The following is a 21,439-nucleotide window of genomic DNA, read 5'->3' as shown; positions in this document are numbered from 1 at the left end:
TTTCTTGCCTTATGGCGCTGAACGGGGGAAACGATGCCCATGGCACAGCTGAAGCTGGAGGGCACGTTCACCGCCTTGACCACTCCGTTTACGGCGGACGGCGAACACGTGGACTTCGAGGCGTACGAGCGTCAGGTCGAGCATCAAGTTCGGTCGGGGGTGAGGGGGCTAGTACCGTGCGCCACCACGAGCGAGACGCCGACGCTGACGGACGAGGAACAGCGCGAGGTCATTCGCCGTACCGTTAAGGTTGCCGCGGGGAAATTGCCGGTGCTCGCTGGTACTGGCTCGAACTCCACCACCAAGACGCTCAAGGACTCCCTCGCTGCGGTGGATGCTGGCGCTGACGGCGTGATGATCGTGATGCCCTATTACAACAAGCCTTCCCAGGCCGGCATGGTGCATCACATCGAGGAGCTCGCGCGCCAGCTGCCGTGCCCCATCGTGCTCTACAACGTACCGGCGCGGACCGGCGTTGAACTCAGCGTCCCGAGTATGCTCGCTATCTTGGACCGCTGCCCCAACGTCGTGGGCATGAAGGACGCTACGGGGAACGTGTTGTGGTGCCAGAGCCTGCTCGCGAAAGCCGGCGACCGCCTCAGCGTATTGTGCGGGGACGACGCGCTGAGCATTCCATGCATCAGCGTCGGGGCGAAGGGGCTCATCAGCGTCAGCTCCAACGCCATCCCTGAGCTGGTCGTTTCCGCGGTGGAGCACGCCCTGGCTGGGCGTTTTGCAGAAGCGCGCGCGGAGCACCATCGGCTGCTCGACTTCCACAGCTTGATGTTCGAAGAGCCGAACCCGGCGCCAGTCAAGCTCGCGATGGAGCTGCTCGGACTCGGCAGCGCGATGACGCGGTCGCCGATGCTGCCTGCCGGGCTCGCCGTCAGGGAGCAGCTGGTTGGGGTGCTGAGCGACCTCGGACTCTCTGTAAGGTAGTCGGGGCCGGGGCTGGGTCTGCGTCCGGGGCTGGGTCTGCGTCCGGGGCTGGGTCTGCGTCCGGGGCTGGGTCTGCGTCCGGGGCTGGGTCTGCGTCCGGGTGTTGCCGTGGGGAACTGACGCCACCGCGGCGCGCTACGCGCGGCCGCTACGGTTGGCTGGTTGGTGGTCGCGGCGCGCTTCGCGCGGCCGCTGCGGTTGGGGTCGTTTCGCTTGAGCAAGCGCGTGCCAGGCTTTGCCTGTCACTGGCGCTTGCAACCGTCGCCGCCGCCGTCCCTCTCCCAGCCGCAGTCCCTCTCCCCTCTCCCAGCCGCAGTCCCTCTCCCAGCCGCAGTCCCTCTCCCAGCCGCAGTCCCTCTCCCAGCCGCAGTCCCTCTCCCAGCCGCAGTCCCTCTCCCAGCCGCAGTCCCTCTCCCAGCCGCAGTCCCTCTCCCAGCCGCAGTCCCTTTCCACCCCGTCGTCGGGGGGGCTCGGGTGAGCCCCGCCGACGGGGCGGAAAGGAACTACGCATGGCACTTCAGATTCACACTGTCTCCATCGAAACCATCACCCTCTTGCGACCGCTCGTCGCCCGCATTCGGCGTTTCGATCTCTCACTTGCGAAGCAGCTCAGTCGCAGCGCATCTTCCATCGCGCTCAACATTGGGGAGGGCGAGTACTCTTCAGGTGGCACGCGCCGCGAGCGGTATCTTTCGGCGGCCGGGTCCGCGAGCGAGACGCGCACCGCGCTCGAGGTTGCGGCGGCCTGGGGGTATGTGCGAGGGCCTGAGTGCGCACCAATCATGGACAAACTAGACCACCTGCTCGCAGTGCTCTGGAGGCTGACTCGCGGCTAGCCAGGCCGGCGTCGACGCGCGGCGCCGTCTTGGCTATGGAAGCGCCATGAAGCTCGCACTGCATGGCGCTTCCGGGCGCATGGGGCTCACGATCACCAAGATCGTCGCCGAGGCCGATGACATCCAGCTCGTGGGCGCGGTGTGCGGCGCCGAGGACAAGGCCCTCGGAAAGGACATCGGGGAGCTGGCCGGCGTTGGCACCCTCGGTGTCGAGTGCAGCGCGGACACCGCGTCTTCCCTGCTGGGTGCGGACGTGGTCATCGATTTCTCGGTGGCTGGCGCCGTAGCTCCGCTAGTCAATATTGCCGCGCGGCAAAAGGTTGCGGTGGTGTGTGGCACGACCAACCTGGACGACAAGGCCAAGCAGGCGCTGGACGCTGCGGCGAAGGTGGTGCCCGTGGTTTGGGCGCCGAATATGAGCCTCGGCGTCCAGGTGCTGGCGGAACTCTTGGAGCAGGCGCTCAAGCGCCTGGGGCCGGCCTTCGACGCGGAGATCGTCGAGATCCATCACCGCCGCAAGGTCGACTCGCCGAGCGGCACCGCCACACGCCTCGGCGATGTCGTGCGCAAGGTGCGCCCGGAGACTCGCGAGCTGCGCGGTCGTGACGGTGACGTGGGCGCGCGCACGAACGAGGAGATGGCGATCTTCGGTGTGCGCGGCGGGGATGTGATCGGAGATCACACCGTTTACTTGCTGGGCCCCAGCGAACGTATCGAGCTCACCCACCGCGCGACGGATCGCGGCCTGTTCGCCCACGGCGCCGTGCGCGCCGCGCGTTTCCTCGCGGGTAAGCCTGCCGGCACGTATACGATTTCAGACGTCGTGAACGGGTAGCGGTCTGGTTCGACTCCGAGGTTCCGCTAGCCCTACCGAAGCAAGAGCCAAGTGCACCTCCTCGACCAAGTCGCAGCGGCATTCGGCCGCTTTGACGTGCGGTACCCTCGAGATGGTATGCGCCTGGGGTTGTATCTCGAGTTTTTCGGGGAGCCGCAGGATGCGCGCCGCCAGGAGCTGCTGGCTGTCTTCGACGCGATGCACGACCTCGGAGAGGTTGAGATCGGGCTCGCTTTTCGGATCCCAACGCACCCCAAGGGCCGTTCCCCCGAGGAAGCGCTTGAGCTGCTCGAACGGTCTGGCGTGGGCGTTGCCACTGAGTGGCTGAAACGTGTCGAACCCGACGAGCCTGACTTAGAGGGAGAATGCTGGACCTTCAGTCAGCGCGTTGAGCTGAGCGCTGAGTGTGTGGCCACGCTGGCCGAGATTGTGCTGCTCGGCGATTTCGGAACCTGGAACGGGGTCGCTTGCGAAGTCTTCCTCTGGGCTCGCTGGCGACACGTCTTGGTGCGCTTCTGGGATGACCGCGGCGCGGATGTGTTGTTCGCCGATGCAGCAAGCCTGCGACTACATCGCCCGGCTTTCGCGCGGTTCGAGGTCTTGGAGGGGACCGCGAAGCTGTTTCCTGACACTCCCACGCGCTGAGCGCAGGGTTCCTCCTTAAAGCCAAACGTGGATACGCACCGCGCTACCCGCCCGGGAGGCAATCGGATAGCTTAGCGTCATGATCGCGCTCGACGAGCCGCCTAGGTGGCGGATCCCGTGGCTGCCCTACCCACAGCTCCAGCGCGTCGACATGCGCGGGAAGGCGTGCGTCGTCACGGGTGCTTCCTCGGGGATCGGCCTCCAGACGGCGCTACGCCTCGCCGAATGGGGCGCGGAGGTAGCCGTGGTCGGGCGACATCCCAAGCGTACGCCCGAGGTATGCAAAGCCATCCGTCAGTACACGAGTAACCCGAACGTCAGCGAGTTCATCGCGGACTTTGCGTCTCTTCGGGAGGTGGCTGAGCTGGCTGAGCGGCTTTCACGGCGTTACTCGCAGATTGACCTGCTCGTCAACAACGCGGGACTCTGGCTTCAGCGCCGTGAGCAGACCCTGGACGGCTATGAGCGGACCTTTGCGGTCAACCACCTGGCGCCGTTTCTGCTGACGACGCGGCTCCTGGAGCCGCTCAAAGCGGCGCCGCGCGCGCGGGTGGTCAATGTTTCCTCGCGGCTAAACGCGAAGGTGAAGCGGTTCAAGCTCGACGACTGGCAAGTGACGCAGCGCCGCTACTGGGGAATTGAAGTCTACAGTCAGTCGAAGCTCGCCAATGTACTGTTCTCCAACGAGCTGGCGCGGCGCCTGTGGGCGACCAACGTGATCAGTAACTCGCTGCACCCGGGGGATGTGGCGACGGCGGTCACTCGGGACAACGGCTTTCTCACTTGGGGCAGTAACTGGGTTGGCAAACGCTGGCTACTCACGCCGGAGGAAGGCGCGCGCACGAGTCTGCACGTCGCGACCCATCCGCGCCTCTGCGACACCACCGGGCGCTACTTTTCGCGGCTCAGACTCGCCAGTCCGTGTCCCCTAGCGCACGACACTGCGCTCGCTAGACGGCTTTGGGAGTTGAGCGAAGAGCTTTGTGAGCGCGCCCTCACCCCCAAAAACTAGAGCGGTTTAGGGCTGCTGTTCGGCAGCGATTCCGGAGTTGAGCCGAGAACCGGGAAGGCTGTCAGAGGTGCTGAGGTCTGCTGTGCTCTGTTGGGATATTACCGCGCGGTAATGGTGGGTCCGATAAACACGCTAACCTCTGTTACTGGCTTCGGGAGCCACCGGTTGAAACTGGGCCAAGGGTGGCTCACGACCTTCAGGCTGCTGTTGGCGAAACAGAGCGTCTCGCTACACCAGTCGCCCGCCTCTCCAATGCAGGACCGCTTGCCCTTCGGGTCGATCTCGAAAGCGCAGGCGGTGCGTTCATACCCGGCTGCCTTCAGGCGCGTCATGTAGTCCTTGAGCACGGGCACGTCGGGCTCCCGGTACTGGAGTTCAACGGCCGACTTGGTTGGTACTTTCTGGCCATTGGGGTACGCAAGGTCTGGCGGGGGGGAACACACGAACCCGCCTTCCTCGCGCACCAGACTGCTTGCGGCTGCGGGGATGGTGCCCGGAGTCGGATTCAGTGACTCGCACGGAAGACGGTTTGGTGTGAGTACGATGGACGCCACCCCCGCTGCTCCCATCAGCCCGAGCACGACAATGCTCGCGCCTACAATCAGGAGACTCTTGGGACCGCGTTTCATGCGGACCACTACGACGGAGGTGATGCCGTTCTTCCTCACGCGGTGGACGGCGCCAACTGTTCGGTGGGCCGGTCCGGGCGCGTTCTTGAATCAGGCTTGGTGCCCGGAGGCGCCGCGAGAAACGGTCGACACCTGCTGTCAGCGCGGCGCCTAACGCGGAGCTCCGGCGGTCAGCGACCCCGTAGTCCAGTCCGCTTTATCGACCTGGAAATGCTCCAGCTCGATCCCGCTGTAGTAGCGCTGGGTGCGGCCGTCGTGAATCAAGCCGATGGCGCGGGCCACGTTCAGGGAGCGTTCGTTGGGCGGCTCGACGACTGCATGCAGGCGATCTAGCCCGAGGGTCTCGAAGCCATAGCGAAGCAGCCCGCGACCACCTTCGCTCGCAAAGCCGCGACCCCAGTGTGACCGGCGCAGGTGCCAACCGATCTCGATGTCGAAGGTGAGGCTGCCGCTGACCCCAGGCAGTGGCTTGAGCAGCAGGTTACCCACCAGCTCGCCGGTCTCCCGTTCGAAGGTCGCGAAACCACCCATGCCGCGCGGAAACATTTCGTTGCGCTGCTGGATGCGCCTCAGCATGTCGAGCATCCCGTCCATACCGAGGATCGGCTCCATGCCGATGAACCGCACCACCTCCGGATCGCTGTACAGCGAGAGGCCGGCCGCAGCGTCTTCGAGGCGCCAAGGGCGCGCAATGAGCCGCTGGGTCTCGAAGACGATGTCGGTGAGGTTGGAGTTCATACTTGCTCGGGAGAGCTACTTCTTTTCGTCGTCGTCGTCGTCGTCGTCGTCGGACGAGTCCTTGGTGTCGTCCTGGTCAGCCGCCTTGGACGTGTCCGCGTCGTCATCCTCGTCCTCGTCCTCGTCGTCCTCACTCGAGTCCTGAGATGAGGTCGCTTTGGGCGCGGGCTCGTCTTCGTCTTCGTCTTCGTCGTCGCTCGCGACCTTGGGTGCGGTCTTCTTCTTGACCTTCTTCTTACCGGTCTTCTTCTTGCTCTTCTTCTTGCCAGCCTTCTTCTTCAGCTTCTTCTTTGGGCGCGGCGCGTCGTCTTCGTCTTCGTCATCCAGATCGTCGAGAGCTTCGTCGTCCAGGTCCTCGTCGTCGAAGTCGTCCTCGAGGTACTCCTCACGGGGCTTCCAGCCCACCGGGAGGTGGCGGTTGATCGCCCACCAGATCCCGTAGAAGCCGAGCAGCATTCCGGGGATGCTCAGGTACTGACCCATGGTGAGCCCGGCCTCTTTCAAGACGCCAGTTTCACCCTTGGTCTGGTACTCCTTCCAGAATTCCACAAGGAAACGTCCGGGGAAGTACATCGAGAAGAAGATGGAGATCAGGAGGCCGCGGGGGCGCTTCTCTTTGCCCGCTTTGCGGTCCGCCAAGTACAGCACCAGCAGGATGAGCACGCCCAGTGCGATCTCGAAGAGCTGAGTTGGGTAGCGGAACGGCACTTCCTTGCCATCTGCGACGAGCTGCGCGTCGTAGCGCGGGAACTGCACGCCCCAGGTCTGGCCCGGCACCACGCGACCGACGATCTCCGAGTTCAAGAAGTTGCCGACGCGCACCAACGTTGCGCCAAGCGCGGCGCTGAACGCGAAGCGATCGGCGCCCTCCAGGAACGCGATCCCGCGCCGCTTGGTGAAGATGTACATGGCGAGGATCAGGCCAGCGACGGCGCCATGGCTGGCCAGGCCGCCAGTCCAGATCTCCAGCACCCACATCGGGTCCTGCATCGCCTTGTCGAGGTCGTAGAACAGGACGTGCCCGAGACGCGAGCCGACGAGTACGCCCAGCACGCCGTAGACGATGAAGTCGCCCGCGTCGTCGGGGTCGCCGCCGCCGCGTACGATCTGCCATTTGAGCAAAGCGTATCCGCCGAGAAACACCCCGACGAACAGCAAGCTGTACCAGCGGATGGGGATGTCCGGCTGCATGTCGCCCCAGCGCAGGGCCGCGTAGCCGGCGACACCGGCTACCACCAGACCGAAGATGGGCGACATCTTCTCGCGGATCGAGATGACGGCTGAGATCAGCCCCAGCGCGACCACGACGAAGAGCACGTACTTCAGGTCGAAGGGCAGGTGGATGCTGAAGGCGATGGGATCGTGGTCCCACTTGAAGCTAGGCACTTGGACTCACTCGATGGTTTGGGGACTGACTCGTCCGCAATCGTTTCCGCCCAGCGTGAAAAGGGCGGCTTGGGTGGGGGTCTTCGCATGGATGCGCGCCCTGAGGGAGACAAAGCTCATGTGGCCCTGGGCAGGTGCTCGGAGGCGGTTAGGATAGCGGATCGGTCGCGCTAGAAAAGTTGGTGAAACTCCCGTGATTTCAAAAAGTTACGGATCGCTGTCCAGCGTGAGAGCTCAGCCTTGAAAGGGCCGGTGCCGTCGCGACCGCCGGGCTGCGTGGTGCGGCTCGTCGCCCGAAGCTGCCCGGCTGCGCTGGCGAGCAGTGCTCCGCCACGCCCGTAACCGGTGGCGCGACGCCCTGTTCTGGTCCCTTGGCGGACCCGCGAAGTCGCCACGGCCCGTCAGCGGCGAGTCGTTCGGTGTTCACTTCGGGTACGCGGGCGCAAGGCTACGTTCGCCAATTTCCGCGCGGTATGTCTAGGGTGCCGACCGGACTGACCGTCGCTGCTGCGCGAGTTCAGTGGTAGCGCGCGCGGTTCAATAAACGCGGAAGGTCTGCACCACGCGCATCATCTCGTCGTCGATCGACTTGAGAGATTTCCCCTGGTAGACGACCTGCACCAGCAGGATGCGATGGTCGCTGCGCACCAGGTACTCGCGAGTGTTGCTCATCAGCGGTTCTTTGGGAGCGTCGATGGGGCGCTGGACGTTGTAGGCGCGGCCTTGGGCGTTGTACGTGGACATGCCCACGCCTTCGCCGAGGAGCTTGCCGCCCTTCTTCTTCACGTCACTTTCGTAGTGTCCCATGATCACGCGCCACGGATCCCAGGGGGACTCCAGGCGTTCGTAGATCGCGAACATGTACTGCTCGGGGCTCATGTACTCGATGAAGCGCCCTTGAGGACGGTTACTTGCCGAGCGGATTTGCCAGTTCTTGGGGCGCGAGAAGCGAACCTTGGAGCCAAGCACGCCGACGCCGATGAACCCAGGGCTCTTGGACTCCAGATCGAGCGGCGGGTAGGGGACCTCGAAGCGGCTCAAGTCGCTGTCAGAGAGCTGATCGTAGGCGTAAAAGACCTCGTTTTGGAAGGCGACGGGCTCCGGCCCCGACGCGCAGCCAGTGCCAACTCCGACGAGGAGGAGGCTTGAAGAGGCGAGTGCCCAACGGGTCAGCTGCCGACGCACGCTCATGACTGAAGCGTAATCAGAGGAGCAAAGGCAGGCCAAATTGTTGTTTGTTCGCGGCGCGCAGCGGCCGAACGTGGCCCCTCTCCCCCCGAAATCCATGCGGGAGTTCCAGAGTCGAGCCCGTGGGGTGGAGGGACGCCTCGGAGAGATTCGCCGGTTTCTTCTGTTGGAGCGGCGGCTCTTGCTAGCCTAGCCACGTGCGTTTCTCAGTGCATGTCTGGGCACGTTTGGTGCTGCTCTCCGGCCTCGGCTCCGCGCTGCTTGGCTGTGGTGGTCCGAGCCAGGCGGTTTATCTCACCGAGACCAACCGCGGCTATGCGCGGGAAAACACCGAAGGCTTCGACGAGGAGTCGGGCAGCATGAAGCCTGGCGGCGTTCGCTTGAACGCCAAGGCTTGCGAGGGCTATGACCTCCAGCCTGACTACAAGTCGCTGTCCTACCAGGAGCTCGTGCAGTTCTTGCAGCAGCGCGGCTTCAAGGTGAAGGTCACTCAGCGCCGCAGCGACCTGGTCTACCTCGACCTCACGGGCAAGGGAGACAGCGTCGTTCGACTGCGCGTCGCGACGCTCGGCGATGCCCAGGAGGCTGGGCGCGACTTGCATCAAGCGATCCTCGAGCACGGACCCGGTACCTGGGGGGTGCATCGCTCGAACCTCGCTGTGCTCGGCCCCATCGGAAACACCGAGAAGGTGGTGTACTTCGCGGTGCGTTCCAAGCTCGCGTGTTGGGGTGAGCTGATGATCGCCGGCCGGGACGACCTGTTCGTCATTCCCGGCGGATATCAGGAACTCTAGCTCACTCGCCGCCGAAGGCGCGCTCCGCGGCGCGCTTGGCACGCTTGCGGATGTCGATCAACAGCGACTCGTCCTGGTTGATGGCGGTGAACGCCGTGCGCGCCTCCATCTTCTTGCCAACTCCGGCGTAGGCTTCTGCTTCACCCCAACGCAGCTGCCAAGAGCGCTTGGTGATGTCCTCGACGCCCTCCGCGTCCTTGATGATGTCGTCCCACTTCTGCAGGCGACCTAGCTCCGACCAGAACTCGCTGCGTAGGTCGTCGTCGTCGGGTGCCAAGTCAATTGCCTTGCGGAAAACAGCAAGAGCTTCATCGTCTTTGCCCAAGCGCAGCATCGCGCGGCCTACGCTCCGCCAGGCCCCGGCGCTCTCTGCGTGGGATTCGGCGAACGCTTGCAGCGCCGGCAGCGCCGCGAGCAGCGGCTTCAGCTCCTCACCCGTCTCGGGCCAGTAGCGCAGCGTGAGGGCGATTTGATCGCCGGGGTCGAGCTCCAGCGCTTTGTCGAGCAGCGCCTTGCCCTCATCACCGTAGGCGCCCACGCACTGCGCGAGCTCCACGAGCATCGGAACGGAGTCAGGGTGGGCTTCGAGGTACTTCTTCGCTTCGCTCGTGGCGTCCTCTCGCTTCAACGAACGCAGCGCGGCGATTCGAGCCGCAGCGGCTCGATCTTGGGTACCGTCGCTCTTGGCGAGCACGCGATCCGCCGCAGCGATCACGACGTCCCAGCGCTTTTCTAGCTCGTGGTAGCCAATCTGCTCGAGCAGGTACTCGGCGTCCCGCTCCTCGGCGTCCCAGACTTGCTCGAAGTACTCGAGCACCGAGTCCCGGCGCACGTAGGTGAGGCTCGCGGCGTCTTTTGGATCTTCGTAAACGCGCATCAAGAGGCCGGCGGTCACTAGGCCGTCCATCGCAGGCTTGCAGTCGGGCTTCGCCTCGAGCGCATCCGCGAACTGATTGATCGCGTCGTCCGATTGCTGCAGCGCCATGTGCACGTTGGCGCGCGCCACGTGGTACTCGGGGTCGCCCTTCGCGACGTCTTCGATGCTGGTGAAGGCTTCGAGCGCTTCTGGGTATTGCCCCGAGGCAGCGAGCGCCATCGCGAGGTTCAGCTTCGCGGCGGCGTCTTCTTTGTCGACGCGGGTGATCATCTTCAGCGCCTTGATGGCGCCCTCGCTGTCGCCCTTCTGGAAAGCCTTCTGCGCCTTGTCCCAGTGCATCCCCTTGGCGAGGAACGCATCGTAGCGCGAAGCGAGCTCGTTGTTCTGCTGGCGCCACGAGCCGGACACCTCTTGCATGAACTTGCTAATCCAGGTTCGCACCTTGGCGCCGTCGAGACCGGTCTCAGCGAGACCCTCGAACTCCTCCTTCGGCACCGGGATCTGCTTCGGCATGCCGTTGCGCTTCGCGACGTTCTCTTCCAACTTTACGTATGCCCACTCGCCCATGGTGGCGAGGTTAACGCGGAGTGGAGAGCGGTGGGGCGCTGAATGCACTCGCGCGATTTCAGCGCTGATTTATGCGGCTCCGTGGTTTGGGAGGCTCCTGGTTTGGGGGTGAGGAGCGCCCGGCCTGCATTAGGGGCGGTTTCCGCCGCGCCTGAGGGCAGGGCTGCTCACGCGTTCGATCGGACGGGCCCGCTGGCGGCGTGCGGCCTTGGGTGGCGACGCTCAGGTTGCGCAAGTGCCGCAGCCCCTCGAGCGAACGCGCGCGGCTCGGAGTTTGGTCGGGCGCGCCCGCGGCTTGTCCCGCCTAGGGTGGGCCTGGGCCGGGCGGCAGCGCCGAAAGAATGTGCTTTTGCTGGGGAGGCAGAGGCAACGGAAGATCCGCGCGGACTCGGGTTCCGGAACGCTGGAGTGCCGGTTTCATGCTCCTTGCGGTTGTTCCGTGCGGTCGTGGCTTGGTGGGTGAGATGTTCGTATCCGCGCGGTCTTGTTTTGTGGGCGTTTGCGGGTGGACGACGGCTTTTGGGGTGATAGCGTCCGTGAGCGGACCGGACTCGCCTCGCGCTGCGCGTGGCGCTCGTTGAGTATCGGTCGCTGTCGGGAGAGAATCCCGTTTTCGTTTCCAAGGGGAATCAAAAGTGCAACAGACTCAACAACCTGCGTCGACTGGATTCTTTGGCTGGCTCAAGTCGCTGTTCGGCTTCGCTCCGGTCTCGAACGTGAACCAAGCCATGCCGGGCGCGTACCCTCAGGCGGGCTACCCTCAGGCCGACTACGCTCAGTCCGGCTACCCTCAAGCTGGCTACCCTCAAGCCGGCTATGCTCAAGCGGCTAGTGCTCCGGCACCCAACGCGATCTCCGAGGCTGAGCGCGCGGCGATCTTTCAGCAGCAAGTGCGCGGCGCCGAGGACATCCAAGGTATCGAGCACCTCAAGGTGCTCGGCGCAGGGGCCAACGCAAGGGTGCTGAGGAGCTCTGATGGAGCCGACTTGGTCGAGGATGGCGGCACCGTGGGCTGGGTGGACCGTCACCAGGACCGAGTTCATCCGGAGCAGTGGCGCGATGAATGGGGGCCGCTACTCAGCATGGCGCCGCAGGAGCGCGTTGACGAAATGGTCTATCACGAGCTGAAGCTCGACGCGCTCAAGGGTGACGCCGAGAAGATCGAACAAACCCTGCTCGGCTTCGGCTACGTGAGCGTTGGGCAGTGGTATCGCGTCCGCACCACCGTGCTCAAGCACTACGGCGAGAAGGACGGGCCTCTGGTCTCGGATTGCATCTTCGGTGGGGAGGCGGTTCGCGCAGCGAGCTGGAAGGCGAGCCGTCGCATGGAGAACGAGAAGGCCGAGTCGACGCTCCAGGCGAATCCCGGCCTGATGGAGCCCATCGCGGGGGTCAGCTTCGAGCTGTACGCCCAGCTAACCGCCAAGGTCGCGAGCGTCAGCGATGATGAGTTCATGCAGGTGCTGGCGAGTCATCAGCTCGACTTGCCGCGCTGGTTGCAAGCCAACCGTGACTGGACGGCTCGCATGCAGAGCGACAGCACCGGCACCCTGGGGCGCCTGTTCGGCGAGGCGTATATGGCCCAAGGCGCAGGAGCGCATGGTGCCGCGGGGCAAGCCGCCGTGGCCACGGACTTCAGCGGCGCGGGAGCGGCTGGAGACGAACCAATGCCGTTCGAGCGCTACTGCGAGCTTGCTGGCGCGCTTGGGGCGTGGGGAGAGATGGGCGTCGACATGAGCGCAGAGGTGGAGCGTCAGTTTGGCGTCTCCATTTTGGACTACGGTAACATCGCCAGTTGGTGGATGACCCGCATGATGGAGGACTCGGCCCTACAAGTGGCTTACTCCGACAAGGTGGACTTCTATCACCGTCAGTACGCTGCAGCGCAGCCCAACGTCGCTCAGGGCATCAACTTCTAGCGTTCTCACGAAAGCGAGCCATGCGGCCGTCGATCAGCGCAGCTTCCACCGGGCGTCGGAGGAAGCTGGCTTTCGTGGTCGCGTAGGTCTCCCAGTATCGGCGCTCGAGGGCCTCCCGCTGTTGGAGGGCTTCGGGCGTCTCTCTTATTCCCGTGTTGCGGAGCTGACGGTCCACCAGCTTCTGCGCGCACTCGAGCTCGACTCGGATTGCGTGTGCCGCTGCCGCAGGGAAAATCTCTTGGCCATACAGGAAGTAGTTGCTGACGAGGGGTTCGGGCATCAGCTGATTCACCGCACGGCAGCTGGAGCAGCTCACAGACTCCGCCTCGTAGGGGACCTGCAGTTGCAGTGGTGCGCCGCAACTCGTGCACGGGCGGGTCTTCGCCATGGCGATTTGAACCGCGGGGTACATCGCGCCCAGACAATGCGACTCTTGCTGCAGCTTGAAGCGTTCGACCGCTTGCTCGATGGCTTGACGAGCGTCTTCGACACGGTCCTCTCCTACGGACACGAAGTCATCGCCGTGCGCGCGAAACATCCCCTCGATGCGCTGGTCCCAGCTGTCCTTGAGCGTCTTGAGCAGTTGCTTCGAGAGTGATTCGACCGCCCCAAGTGCCGCGCGGATTGGACCGAGCTCTCCTGGGCGCTGTTGCATCAGGTCGGCGATACCTCCAGCAGCCTCGGCGAAGACTGCCTGGAGCCGCTCATGGAGCTGTGAGACGAATCCGTCCAGGCGTGCGATGAGTGCCTGCTGGTCGGGTGTCATTGGCCACCTCCGGCGATCGCTTTGCGGCAGTAGGCGCAGCAGAAGTCCAGCGCACGCTCCTGATACGCGCCGCAATGGGGGCAGCGGAGCGTCACTTGGCAGGAAGCTTGCTCGTTGGACTCCCAGTTCTTGTTCGCTGCAGCGTTGGCGAAAATGCCTCCAAGCAGACCGCTCACGGGCGACGCTGGGGGTGCCGTGGCCTGAGTGAGTTGCTGTAGTCGAGCACGCAGCGAACCCGCCTCTGCTCCGTGCTGTTCTTGCGCCGAGAAGCTCGCGAGTCGCGCCTCCGCGTAGCGACGGAGCGCCTCGAGCACCTCGTCCAGCTCCCGCAATGAGATCGGCGTCGCCGTCTCGAGCGAGGTGCCAAGCCCATAGCTTTGCCGTAGGGAATTCCACTCGTCGATATTGAGGCCGCCAGCCACTGCCCGTGCATGGCGTTCAGCCTCGTCGACCTGGTGTCGCAGCCATTCTACGTTGCTCATCGGTCTCCTCTCGAGTCGGTCGCGTACGCGGAGCCGGACCTGTCGATGACCAATGACTACGGCAGACTGCCGCGCGCGTCGAGCTGAACCGAGTGCGACCACGCGGTCTGGTTCGAATCCGTGCGGCAGCATCCTGGGGAAATGTAGGTGCGCTGCTCCGACGTGCCGCTGAGCTGAGCGTCGAGGCGTGTTTGCTGCGTGAAGTCGGTCACTGCGCCAGCGGCGCAGCTAGCGTCACTTCGGAGAGGCCAATGCCGGCGAAACGACGCGGGCGTACCGTGACCTCCAGCAAGCCGTCCCGCGCCTTGGCGTCGATCTCAGGGCCCACCGGGGGCGGGTTCTTGAAGAAGTCGGCCAAGGCGATGCGCGCGACGTCTGCTGCAGCGTTCGGTGACGCGTGGGCCGGGATGGCTGCGGCTACCATCTCCACCGCGTGGGAGAAGCGGCCAACGAACAGCTGATCCGCGAGTGATGCGCTGGCGGGCGCCGCGTCTCCGCCGGTCTGGCTTGGCTCACGGTAGAAGGTCGTCGCGTGGCTCAAGATCGCCATGTCGCGGTTCCGCGCGCAACCAAGGCTGGTGATCCCGGCGCGCGCGAGCTCCGCCTGGGACTCGCTGGAGATGAAGGTCTCGACTGGGATCGCCGCGTGTTCGCCACGGTCTTCGATCTCGTGCACGGGGAGGCCGCTCATCAACCCGTCGCTGCCGCCGGTCATGGCGGTGCCGAGACCGGTGCGGACGTAGCTGTCGGCGCAGCGACTGGCGATCACCCAGTAGGCGCCAGCGAACACATGGCCCTTGCCCTTTGCATCCTGCCCAAAGGGGATCTCCTTCGAGCGGGACGTTTCCGTGGTGTAAGCGGCCCGCACCAGCACGCGGTTCAGCGCCAGGCAGACCCAGCGCGCGGAATCACGACCCGCGATAGCGCGCGCTGCTACGGCACGTGGGTCCGTGGTGCCCGTGTGGCGGCGCTCGGAGTAGGCGAGATCTTCCAGCTTATCGACGCCGACGAGCTCATGGCTAGCGCCAGTGACCAGCGGCGCACGCAGCACCTCGGCCACCACGCTCCACGCCTCGAGGGCCTTCAGGTCCGTCTGAGAGCTGCCTACGGTCGCGTCGACGATCACCATATCGACCGGCGCGCGCTCCGCCTCGTGGATGCCTTCACGACGCGCCAGGATGGTGAGCGCCTGAGTGATCTTGTCGTGGCCTTCACACACCGGGATCAAGTCGATCTCGACACCAGCGCCGGTGTTCGCGTTTTCCAGCAGGAGCCACAGGCCGCGCCAGGTGGCCTCCAGGCGCTGCGTCTCCGGGTGGCAGAAGATCGCGTCGAGTAGGTCCGTAAAGGTGCTTTCCACGCGAGAAATCGCACGGTCGAGGCTGTTGCCCAGCACGGCGCCCTTGGTGCCGCCAGCGCCCTTCACCACGGCGGCGATCAGCGAAGAAGCGGCGCCGGGCGCGACGTCCTCCAACGTCTGCTGCGGGGTCGCGATGTCGACCTGCTCGAGCAACGAGTCGAGGGCGCCGCTGCCGGTCGGCGCCGGAGCCGCCGCAGGCGCTGCCGCCGCAGGCGCTGCCGCAGTGTCCCCAGGAGCTGCACCGCTGGCCGACGCCAGGTCGCGGCATAGCTCGTCGTTGAAGCGTCCATCCGGGAGCACCCGTGAGAGCTGAATCCGTGCGGCATCGCGGTCGATGCGCCGCTCCACCAGGTTTTGCAGCACGCGGCGCGCGTCAATCAAGGAGCGCAACGCGGGCACCTGATCGATGATGCTCTGGGGCTTGAGCGACTTCATGCGCTCCCAGCGCAAGTCGACCCGAAGCGGCTTGTCGGAGAGCGCCGTCTCGACCTCGATGCTGAAGCTCGGCGCCAGCTCACTCATCGTGCGGTCGAAGTCGCTGCGATTCAGACGCATCACGTTGGGCACCGGATCCGCACCCGTGGAGTAGTCGGCGCCGGCGGTGACTTGGCTCACCACGACGATGCGGAAGGGACCGCCGAGGCCGCTGTCTTCGGCGACCGGATCGCTCTGAGCCGTCTTCGCGCTGCTTCCGCTGCCGAACTGGATGCCAAAGCCCGCGATGCCCCCGCCTGTCTTTTCGTCGCTCATGGGTCAGACGTAATACCCAAGCTGGCGGTGGGATTCCATGGACTCACGGTCTGTTCGGAGCCACGCAGCGCGGCACAATCTTGGCCCAGCGCAGCACTTTCTGGCACGGCCGATGGATGGCAACGCATGCGCGAATGCGCTTCGGGCGGCGACGTTTTCCCGGATTCGGGGCTCTGCGCTTCACCCTCCTGTGCTCCGCGTCGGCTTGCGTCGGGCTGGTGACGGCGTGTAGCCCCGGCGCTTCGGGTTGGATGGCTGAGCCGCTGGTCGCGCCGCACGAGGAGTGGCGGAACACGCCTGCTTACCTGGCTGCTCATGAGCAAAGCGGAGCTCAGCCCAAGCAAGCGAAGAGCGCCCCCGAGGCCGGGCCGAAGCCGGTTCAAGCGCCGCTGCCCGCGGGCTCCACGATTGGGCCAGGCCGCGGGGAAGGGCAGCGCTCCTTGGGACCGGAGGACCTCACCCCCAAAAAGCCTGGCGCCTCGAACGCTAGCTCACGCCGCTTGCCGACGGGCAGTGCCGGCGGTCGCGTGATCGGCACCTTCAAGAACACCTACTACGACTTTCCGGCGGAGTCCGAGCTGCGCGAGGGGCGCTCGGTGTCGCTGTTCAACGCTAGCTGCCAGCAGGTGGCGTCGGTGCCGCAGCAGTTCTTCGAGCGGCTCTGCGTGCAGGGCAGCGGCATGCTCTCGAGCGGCGACACGCTGAGCTTTGCCAAGCGCGACTGCAGCTGCGCGGCGACCTGTAGTCGCACCGGTCAGCGTCTTTGCTTCGATCGCCTTGACTCCGAAAAATTTCCGTGGGGAAGAGGCTCTACGGGGCGCCCCATCGTTGCCTTGCGCACCCTGGCCGTCGACCCCAGCGTCGTACCCATGGGGAGCCTGGTGTACGTGCCGGAGTTTGACGGAGTGAGTCTGCCTGGCGGTGTGACTCACGACGGTTGCTTCGTGGCTCAAGACCGTGGGATGTGGGTCAAGGGGCAGCACATCGATGTCTTCGCGGGCACCGCCGAGATGCGCTTGCACCTCGAGAAGCAGCTACCGACGAACCGCGGTGTGCACGTCGTGCTCGATAGCCCGCGCTGCCACAGCGCTGCGTTGAACCCCTGAAATTTCGGCGTGTTCGCCAAATGGAAAAAGCCGCGTGGCAATCAGCCGCGCGGCTTTCATTTCTTGGGGGTGAGGGCTCAGTTGCTGCCCGCGCTACCGCCCGTGGTCCCAGCGGTTCCGCCCGTACCGGCGCTGCTGGTTCCGCCGCTGCCGCTACTACCACCGCTGGCTGACGTGCCGCCGCTGGAGGTGCCACCGCTGGCCGACGTGCCGCCGCTCGAGCTTGTCCCCGCGGAACCACCGCTGGCTGACGTGCCGCCGCTCGAGGTGCCACCCGTCGCGCTGGTGCCGGCGCTGCCGCCGGTCCCTGCGCTACCGCCAGCACCGGCCGCGGCGTCAGTCCCGGCGTCCGCCGAAGCGTCGACGGTTGCGTCGGCTCCGGCGTCGGAAATCGCCCAGTCGTCGCAGGTGTCCGCCGCGAAGGCCGCCGCGCGGATATTGTCCGGACAGCTCTCGTAGATGCTGCCGTTCAAGGTGATCCAGTACTCTTCCGTAGCGGAACTCAGCTTGTACACGGTGAGGTCCGCGGGATCCTTCACGCGGACACAGCCGGGTTCACTGCTTTTGCTTGCTTCACGGCCTTTGCAAGAGATCACCACGTTGGACTGCAGGCAGGTGCCCGCGCCTTCGTGGAGCGCGCCGTAAATCGGAGGGCAGTTGCCTGGGCAGGTCGAGGCCTGCTCGGAGCATGTCTGCTCGCAGCCACCTGCCGACGCCAGCACGCCGACCAACAGAATCCCCCCGAGCGCTCCGCTAAGTTTACTCAAGCCCATGACTGTCCCAAGCCTAGCACCAGTAGACTGCTCCGCGCCTCGCGCCGACTACCAGCAGACCATCGCGCCGGAGTAACCACACTCGGGGCGCGCCATCAGCGCGTAAGTCATTCCCGTCAGGAATCCAAAGCCGAGGCCCATGCCGCCACCGATCACAATCTGGTCGGCGGAGTTGAAGTCGCCGGCGCCGCGGCCAATCGCGGTGATCAAGCTGAAGACGGCGGGGACCGCGACGTGCCCCGCGAAACTGCCACCATTGAAGCGACCGTTGCTCCACTTGGTGGTGTCGAAGAGGAAGACCGCCGCGCCGTGTCCCAGGCCAGAGAAGGCGGCGAAGGAGTGACTCGAAGGAGAACCGAAGGACTGACAGTTCGGGCCGCCTTGATTCGTCTCGTCACAACCCGGGCGATAGGCTTCGAACGAATCCTTGAGCACGAACTCGTTGAACAGCGTCAGCGAGGTGAGGGTGAGCACGGGAGCCAACGAGGACACGTGCCAACGAGCCTTCCAGCCAACGGTGACCTCAGGATCCGAGTAGAAGATCCGGGGCATCAAGGCTTCAGTCGCCAACGAACCGACGGCGGTGATGGTAGACACCGTACCCCACGTGTCGTCGCGGCTGGGAGTGGGCGTTTGAGCTGACGCCGAGCCCGCCGTCAAGCTGACCGCGGCGGCGAGACCGAGTGCAAGGCGCTTTCGCATCCCCCGCATGATCCGAATTCCTGGCCGCGGTGGCCAACAAAGTGAAGCCGGTGGCGTTCGAGGATCCCAAACTCAGGGCGGGGAGCAGCGCCAGGGAGGTTGCCTTGGGCGTCAGCGTGTGCCGAACGGACCACCCGTCGGGTTGACCGCGCTCACATGACGTGTGGTCATGCGGCTGCCCCCGCTGGTTTGGTAGCGCCCGTAGGCCTGGGCGAATGCGTCGCCGAAGAGCAGGGAAAAGACGTGCTTTTCCTCGCTGGTCAGGTCGCCGTAGCGCTGCTCATAGAGTTTCCACAGTGATTTGAAGCGGAAGGGGCCAAAGGTGGTGCCCTCGGGCTTGCGGGCGTTGGGGTCGTCGAGCATCTGCTCGATCGTCTGTGGGCTCAGCTCGTTGAGCAGGGACTTCACGCCCTGCATCACGCCGTTGATCATCGCGACGTGATGGGTCATCAGATCCGCCAAGGTGCCTTCGATCGCCCGGGGCGCGTCATTGACGGGTGATTTCCAGTCCAGCAGCCCGGCGGCGAGCTCTTGGGGGTCCTTGGCGCGGCTCACGATTTGTGAGCTTCCGGTGACGTCCACCGCTCCAGTGATTTCCATGTCCGAGCGGAACTGACGGTAGCCATCCCTCAACGGCACGAACGTCTGCAGGAAGATGGACAGCACTTCTCGCAGCTTGGTGAGAAACAGCACCAGATCGTCCACGCTCTCCGGGGTGCCGCGGCTCGGCACGAGGTCGCTCGCGAGCTCCTTCAAGCCTTGCAGCGCGACTGCTTCTTCCCGCGTGGTTGTGCGAGGAGCGTGGGGAATGGGCGATCCGAGGGACGCCGCGAGCCGCTGAAAGTCGGGTTCCTGGAGCAGCGCAGGCATCTCGCGAGCCATCGCCTGGAGCGCTGCGACCCGCTGCTCCGGAGGAAAGCGCCCGATGTGCTCGTTGATGTTGGTCATCAACTCGGTCCACCCCTTGCGATACGCCGCGTAGGTTTGGAGGTGGGCGGTGGCGGCGGCTGGCGGCGCAGGGCGAGCGGATTCCAGCACTTGAGGCGACGCGTAGCTCGCGACCCCGAAGCGTCGGGCGCTGGTCGGCTCTGGCTCGACTTGGGTGGAGTAGATCGTGATCACCACGCTCACGATCGCGAACTCGTAGTTGTGTGCCTGCAGGCTGATCACCTGGTTCGGCTGTAGCTTGCCCGTGGAGCGCAGCATGGTGCCGTTCGTGCTGCCCAGGTCGCGCAGCATGATCTCGCCGTTCTGCGACTCGATCACCGCGTGGAAGTCGGAGACGAAGGGCAGGTCTAGGCGCAGGTCGTTCAGCGCGTTGCGGCCGATGCGGATCGGCAGCTTGGCGAACGTGCGCTCCAAACTCGAGCCAGTCTTGGTGTTGGTGACGCGCACGCCATAGCCGGCTGACACGTCGTGGAGTCTATCAGGGCGCTTTCACCACGGCTAGCAAGTGCCCCGTACGTTGCGTCACCGGGATTTTCGGCTGATTCCTCGCAGGGCCGCACCACAACCCTCGAGCCCTGGTCCTTTGGTCCGAGGTCCAAGCTCGAACCCGACCGGGTGACCCATGTCTCGCTTCCGTGGGCCCTGGTGATTTACTTTCGTTGGTTATTTCTACCGACGAGACCGGTTGTGCGAAGTTCCAGCCATGCAGCGTCAAACGGTGGCCAAGGCATGCGCCGTGGTGGCCGGATTGGTAGTCGGCGGCGGCTTGGCGGTAGCTCGGCCGGCTGCAGCGCCGCCAATGCCGATCGCCAAGCTCGAGCCGCGCCCAACCCGCGTCGTCAAGCCGCGCCCCAATCCAGCCAGCAATGCGCCTTCGAATGAGGCGCTATCTGGGATCGCACGGCTCCAAGCCTTGGAAGCCAAGCTCGACTCCAAGTCGGAAGAGCCAGAGGTCGACGAGGGGCACTCGGGTCTGACGCCGGAGGAGCGCGCGGTGATGGCGCAGGGGACGCCAGACTGGACCAAGGCCTACGCGCTGCCGGATCTACCCGTCGACTACAATCCGCTGGTTCAGCAACAGGTCGCGAGCCTCACCTCCGATCCAAAGCTGCGGAAGCGAGTGGAGGCGGCGCTCAAGGCGAGCGGACGGTACTCGCACCTGGTGCTGCAGATCCTGAGGGAGAATGCACTACCCGAGGACTTGGTGTCAGTGGTCTTCGCGTCCAGTGGCTTCCAAGTCGACGCGGTCTCGGCACGTGGTGACGCGGGGCTCTGGCAACTCTCTCCCACAGAGGCCGTGCTCTACGGCTTGATGGTGAAACCGAACTACGACGAGCGCCGCGACGTGGAGCTGGCGACGCGCGCCGTGGCCAAGCGGCTCGCTGACTTGCACGAGAAGTACGGTACCTGGGAGCTCGCCTTGGCGGCGTTCCACTCGGGTGACGCGACGATCTCCCGTGTGCCCGATGTGGGTGAGAAGAGCTTCTGGGAGCTGCTCTCCAGCGACGGCGAGCTGCCCAAGTCTGCAGCTGAGTACGTGCCCTTGGTGCTCGCCACGGCGCTGGTGCTCAAGAACCGGGACTCGTTCCAGCTCGATACGAAGCCAGATGCACCGATCTATCCCGCGCGGATGCAAGTGCCTGCCGGCATGGATCTGTCACTCGTCGCCCGCGCTTCTGGCACCAGCCTGGACCAGATCCGCATGCTGAACCCCTCGATTTTGAGCGAGTTCGTGCCAAGCGTTACGCGCGACCTGACGATTCAGGTGCCTTCGGGCAGTGCGGGACGCGCGCGCATGCTGCTCGCTCAGGTGATGAGCGGCTACGGCTCTGACGACCTACATCGTCACGTCCCGTCCAGCTTCGACTGGGGGCGAGATGAGCTTCCTTCTGCCCCAACGGAGTTCGCTCCTCAGCTGAGCGCCGCAAAGCGCAACAAGGCAAGGGACAAGGATCCGTGGCTGCTCCCAGCGCTCGTACCGCCCCCTGGTCAGGCCGCGGATGTTTCGAAGGCGCCGACTCCAGCAGAGCCCAACGCCAAGGCGACCGATTCCTCGGCGCAGAGCGACGGCACGAAGAGCGCCAAGAAGCCCGCCAAGAAATCTGACTGGGCGGCGGTAGCAGCCGGAAAGAGCGCTGCTTCGGGCTCTGGGAAGACTCAATGACCGCAGCTGGCCGTCGGGGCTGT

General features: G+C 65.0%; 20 protein-coding genes. 9 read left to right on the top strand and 11 right to left on the bottom strand.

All coding sequences use genetic code 11. The features are described from left to right. Positions 1 to 39 precede the first annotated feature (39 nt). The 5 genes from H6718_30240 (at position 40) to H6718_30220 (ending at position 4,267) form a co-directional block, all read left to right on the top strand. On the top strand, positions 40 to 939 hold the full coding sequence (locus tag H6718_30240; protein ID MCB9589733.1) for a 4-hydroxy-tetrahydrodipicolinate synthase: 900 nt from the start codon (positions 40 to 42) through the stop codon (positions 937 to 939). Between the two features lie 509 nt (positions 940 to 1,448). Further along, positions 1,449 to 1,775: a four helix bundle protein gene (locus H6718_30235; protein ID MCB9589732.1), complete on the top strand. Its 327-nt coding sequence runs from the start codon at positions 1,449 to 1,451 to the stop codon at positions 1,773 to 1,775. 46 nt (positions 1,776 to 1,821) lie between these two features. Continuing rightward, on the top strand, positions 1,822 to 2,610 hold the full coding sequence (locus H6718_30230) for a 4-hydroxy-tetrahydrodipicolinate reductase (GenBank protein ID MCB9589731.1): 789 nt from the start codon (positions 1,822 to 1,824) through the stop codon (positions 2,608 to 2,610). 51 nt (positions 2,611 to 2,661) lie between these two features. After that, positions 2,662 to 3,255 carry a hypothetical protein gene (locus H6718_30225; GenBank protein ID MCB9589730.1) on the top strand — a complete coding sequence of 198 codons (594 nt, stop codon included), beginning with the start codon at positions 2,662 to 2,664 and terminating at the stop codon, positions 3,253 to 3,255. A 79-nt stretch (positions 3,256 to 3,334) separates the two neighbouring features. After that, positions 3,335 to 4,267 (top strand): SDR family oxidoreductase, encoded by a 933-nt coding sequence (locus H6718_30220; protein ID MCB9589729.1) that lies wholly within the window; start codon positions 3,335 to 3,337, stop codon positions 4,265 to 4,267. Positions 4,268 to 4,365: 98 nt separating this feature from the next. On the opposite strand, the gene H6718_30215 is transcribed toward H6718_30220, so the two are convergent. The 4 genes from H6718_30215 to H6718_30200 form a co-directional block, all read right to left on the bottom strand. Then, the gene (locus H6718_30215; protein ID MCB9589728.1) at positions 4,366 to 4,896 is read right to left on the bottom strand and encodes a hypothetical protein; all 531 of its coding nucleotides are present in this window, start codon (positions 4,894 to 4,896) and stop codon (positions 4,366 to 4,368) included. Between the two features lie 150 nt (positions 4,897 to 5,046). After that, complete coding sequence (locus tag H6718_30210; protein MCB9589727.1) at positions 5,047 to 5,634, bottom strand: GNAT family N-acetyltransferase; 588 nt, start codon at positions 5,632 to 5,634, stop codon at positions 5,047 to 5,049. 15 nt (positions 5,635 to 5,649) lie between these two features. Next, positions 5,650 to 7,020 (bottom strand): prolipoprotein diacylglyceryl transferase, encoded by a 1,371-nt coding sequence (lgt, locus tag H6718_30205; GenBank protein MCB9589726.1) that lies wholly within the window; start codon positions 7,018 to 7,020, stop codon positions 5,650 to 5,652. Between the two features lie 537 nt (positions 7,021 to 7,557). Beyond that, positions 7,558 to 8,211 (bottom strand): hypothetical protein, encoded by a 654-nt coding sequence (locus H6718_30200; protein MCB9589725.1) that lies wholly within the window; start codon positions 8,209 to 8,211, stop codon positions 7,558 to 7,560. A gap of 194 nt (positions 8,212 to 8,405) precedes the next feature. Here H6718_30200 and H6718_30195 point away from each other — a divergent pair, with 194 nt between their 5' ends. After that, complete coding sequence (locus H6718_30195) at positions 8,406 to 9,002, top strand: hypothetical protein (GenBank protein MCB9589724.1); 597 nt, start codon at positions 8,406 to 8,408, stop codon at positions 9,000 to 9,002. A 1-nt stretch (position 9,003) separates the two neighbouring features. Here the strand turns inward: H6718_30195 and H6718_30190 are convergent, their stop codons facing one another. Then, positions 9,004 to 10,446: a tetratricopeptide repeat protein gene (locus H6718_30190; GenBank protein ID MCB9589723.1), complete on the bottom strand. Its 1,443-nt coding sequence runs from the start codon at positions 10,444 to 10,446 to the stop codon at positions 9,004 to 9,006. 635 nt (positions 10,447 to 11,081) lie between these two features. Between H6718_30190 and H6718_30185 the strand changes: the two genes are divergently transcribed. Then, positions 11,082 to 12,365, top strand: coding sequence for a hypothetical protein (locus H6718_30185; GenBank protein ID MCB9589722.1), 1,284 nt, complete (start codon positions 11,082 to 11,084; stop codon positions 12,363 to 12,365). Here H6718_30185 and H6718_30180 read toward each other — a convergent pair. From H6718_30180 to H6718_30170, 3 genes are all read right to left on the bottom strand, one after another. Next, positions 12,355 to 13,131: a hypothetical protein gene (locus H6718_30180; protein MCB9589721.1), complete on the bottom strand. Its 777-nt coding sequence runs from the start codon at positions 13,129 to 13,131 to the stop codon at positions 12,355 to 12,357. The two genes, H6718_30185 and H6718_30180, sit on opposite strands and share 11 nt — an antisense overlap. Next, complete coding sequence (locus tag H6718_30175) at positions 13,128 to 13,613, bottom strand: hypothetical protein (protein MCB9589720.1); 486 nt, start codon at positions 13,611 to 13,613, stop codon at positions 13,128 to 13,130. Before H6718_30175 ends, H6718_30180 begins: the two co-directional genes overlap by 4 nt. Positions 13,614 to 13,821: 208 nt before the next feature. Next, a complete protein-coding gene (locus H6718_30170) occupies positions 13,822 to 15,723 on the bottom strand; it encodes a type VI secretion system contractile sheath large subunit (protein ID MCB9589719.1) in 1,902 nt (633 codons plus the stop codon). A gap of 134 nt (positions 15,724 to 15,857) precedes the next feature. Between H6718_30170 and H6718_30165 the strand changes: the two genes are divergently transcribed. After that, a complete protein-coding gene (locus H6718_30165; protein ID MCB9589718.1) occupies positions 15,858 to 16,829 on the top strand; it encodes a hypothetical protein in 972 nt (323 codons plus the stop codon). 77 nt (positions 16,830 to 16,906) lie between these two features. Here H6718_30165 and H6718_30160 read toward each other — a convergent pair whose 3' ends face one another. The 3 genes from H6718_30160 to H6718_30150 form a co-directional block, all read right to left on the bottom strand. Further along, positions 16,907 to 17,602 (bottom strand): hypothetical protein, encoded by a 696-nt coding sequence (locus tag H6718_30160; GenBank protein MCB9589717.1) that lies wholly within the window; start codon positions 17,600 to 17,602, stop codon positions 16,907 to 16,909. Between the two features lie 48 nt (positions 17,603 to 17,650). Next, positions 17,651 to 18,154, bottom strand: coding sequence for a hypothetical protein (locus H6718_30155; GenBank protein MCB9589716.1), 504 nt, complete (start codon positions 18,152 to 18,154; stop codon positions 17,651 to 17,653). Between the two features lie 261 nt (positions 18,155 to 18,415). Beyond that, positions 18,416 to 19,717: an FHA domain-containing protein gene (locus tag H6718_30150; GenBank protein MCB9589715.1), complete on the bottom strand. Its 1,302-nt coding sequence runs from the start codon at positions 19,715 to 19,717 to the stop codon at positions 18,416 to 18,418. Between the two features lie 238 nt (positions 19,718 to 19,955). On the opposite strand from H6718_30150, the gene H6718_30145 reads away from it, so the two are divergent. Beyond that, on the top strand, positions 19,956 to 21,416 hold the full coding sequence (locus tag H6718_30145) for a lytic transglycosylase domain-containing protein (protein MCB9589714.1): 1,461 nt from the start codon (positions 19,956 to 19,958) through the stop codon (positions 21,414 to 21,416). The last annotated feature ends 23 nt before the right edge of the window (positions 21,417 to 21,439 follow it).

It is taken from the genome of Polyangiaceae bacterium (assembly GCA_020633205.1).
In the GTDB taxonomy this organism is placed as follows: Bacteria; Myxococcota_A; Polyangia; order Polyangiales; family Polyangiaceae; genus JAHBVY01.
The sequence above is the reverse complement of the archived record's forward strand: the minus strand, read 5'-3'. Positions and strand labels throughout refer to the sequence as shown.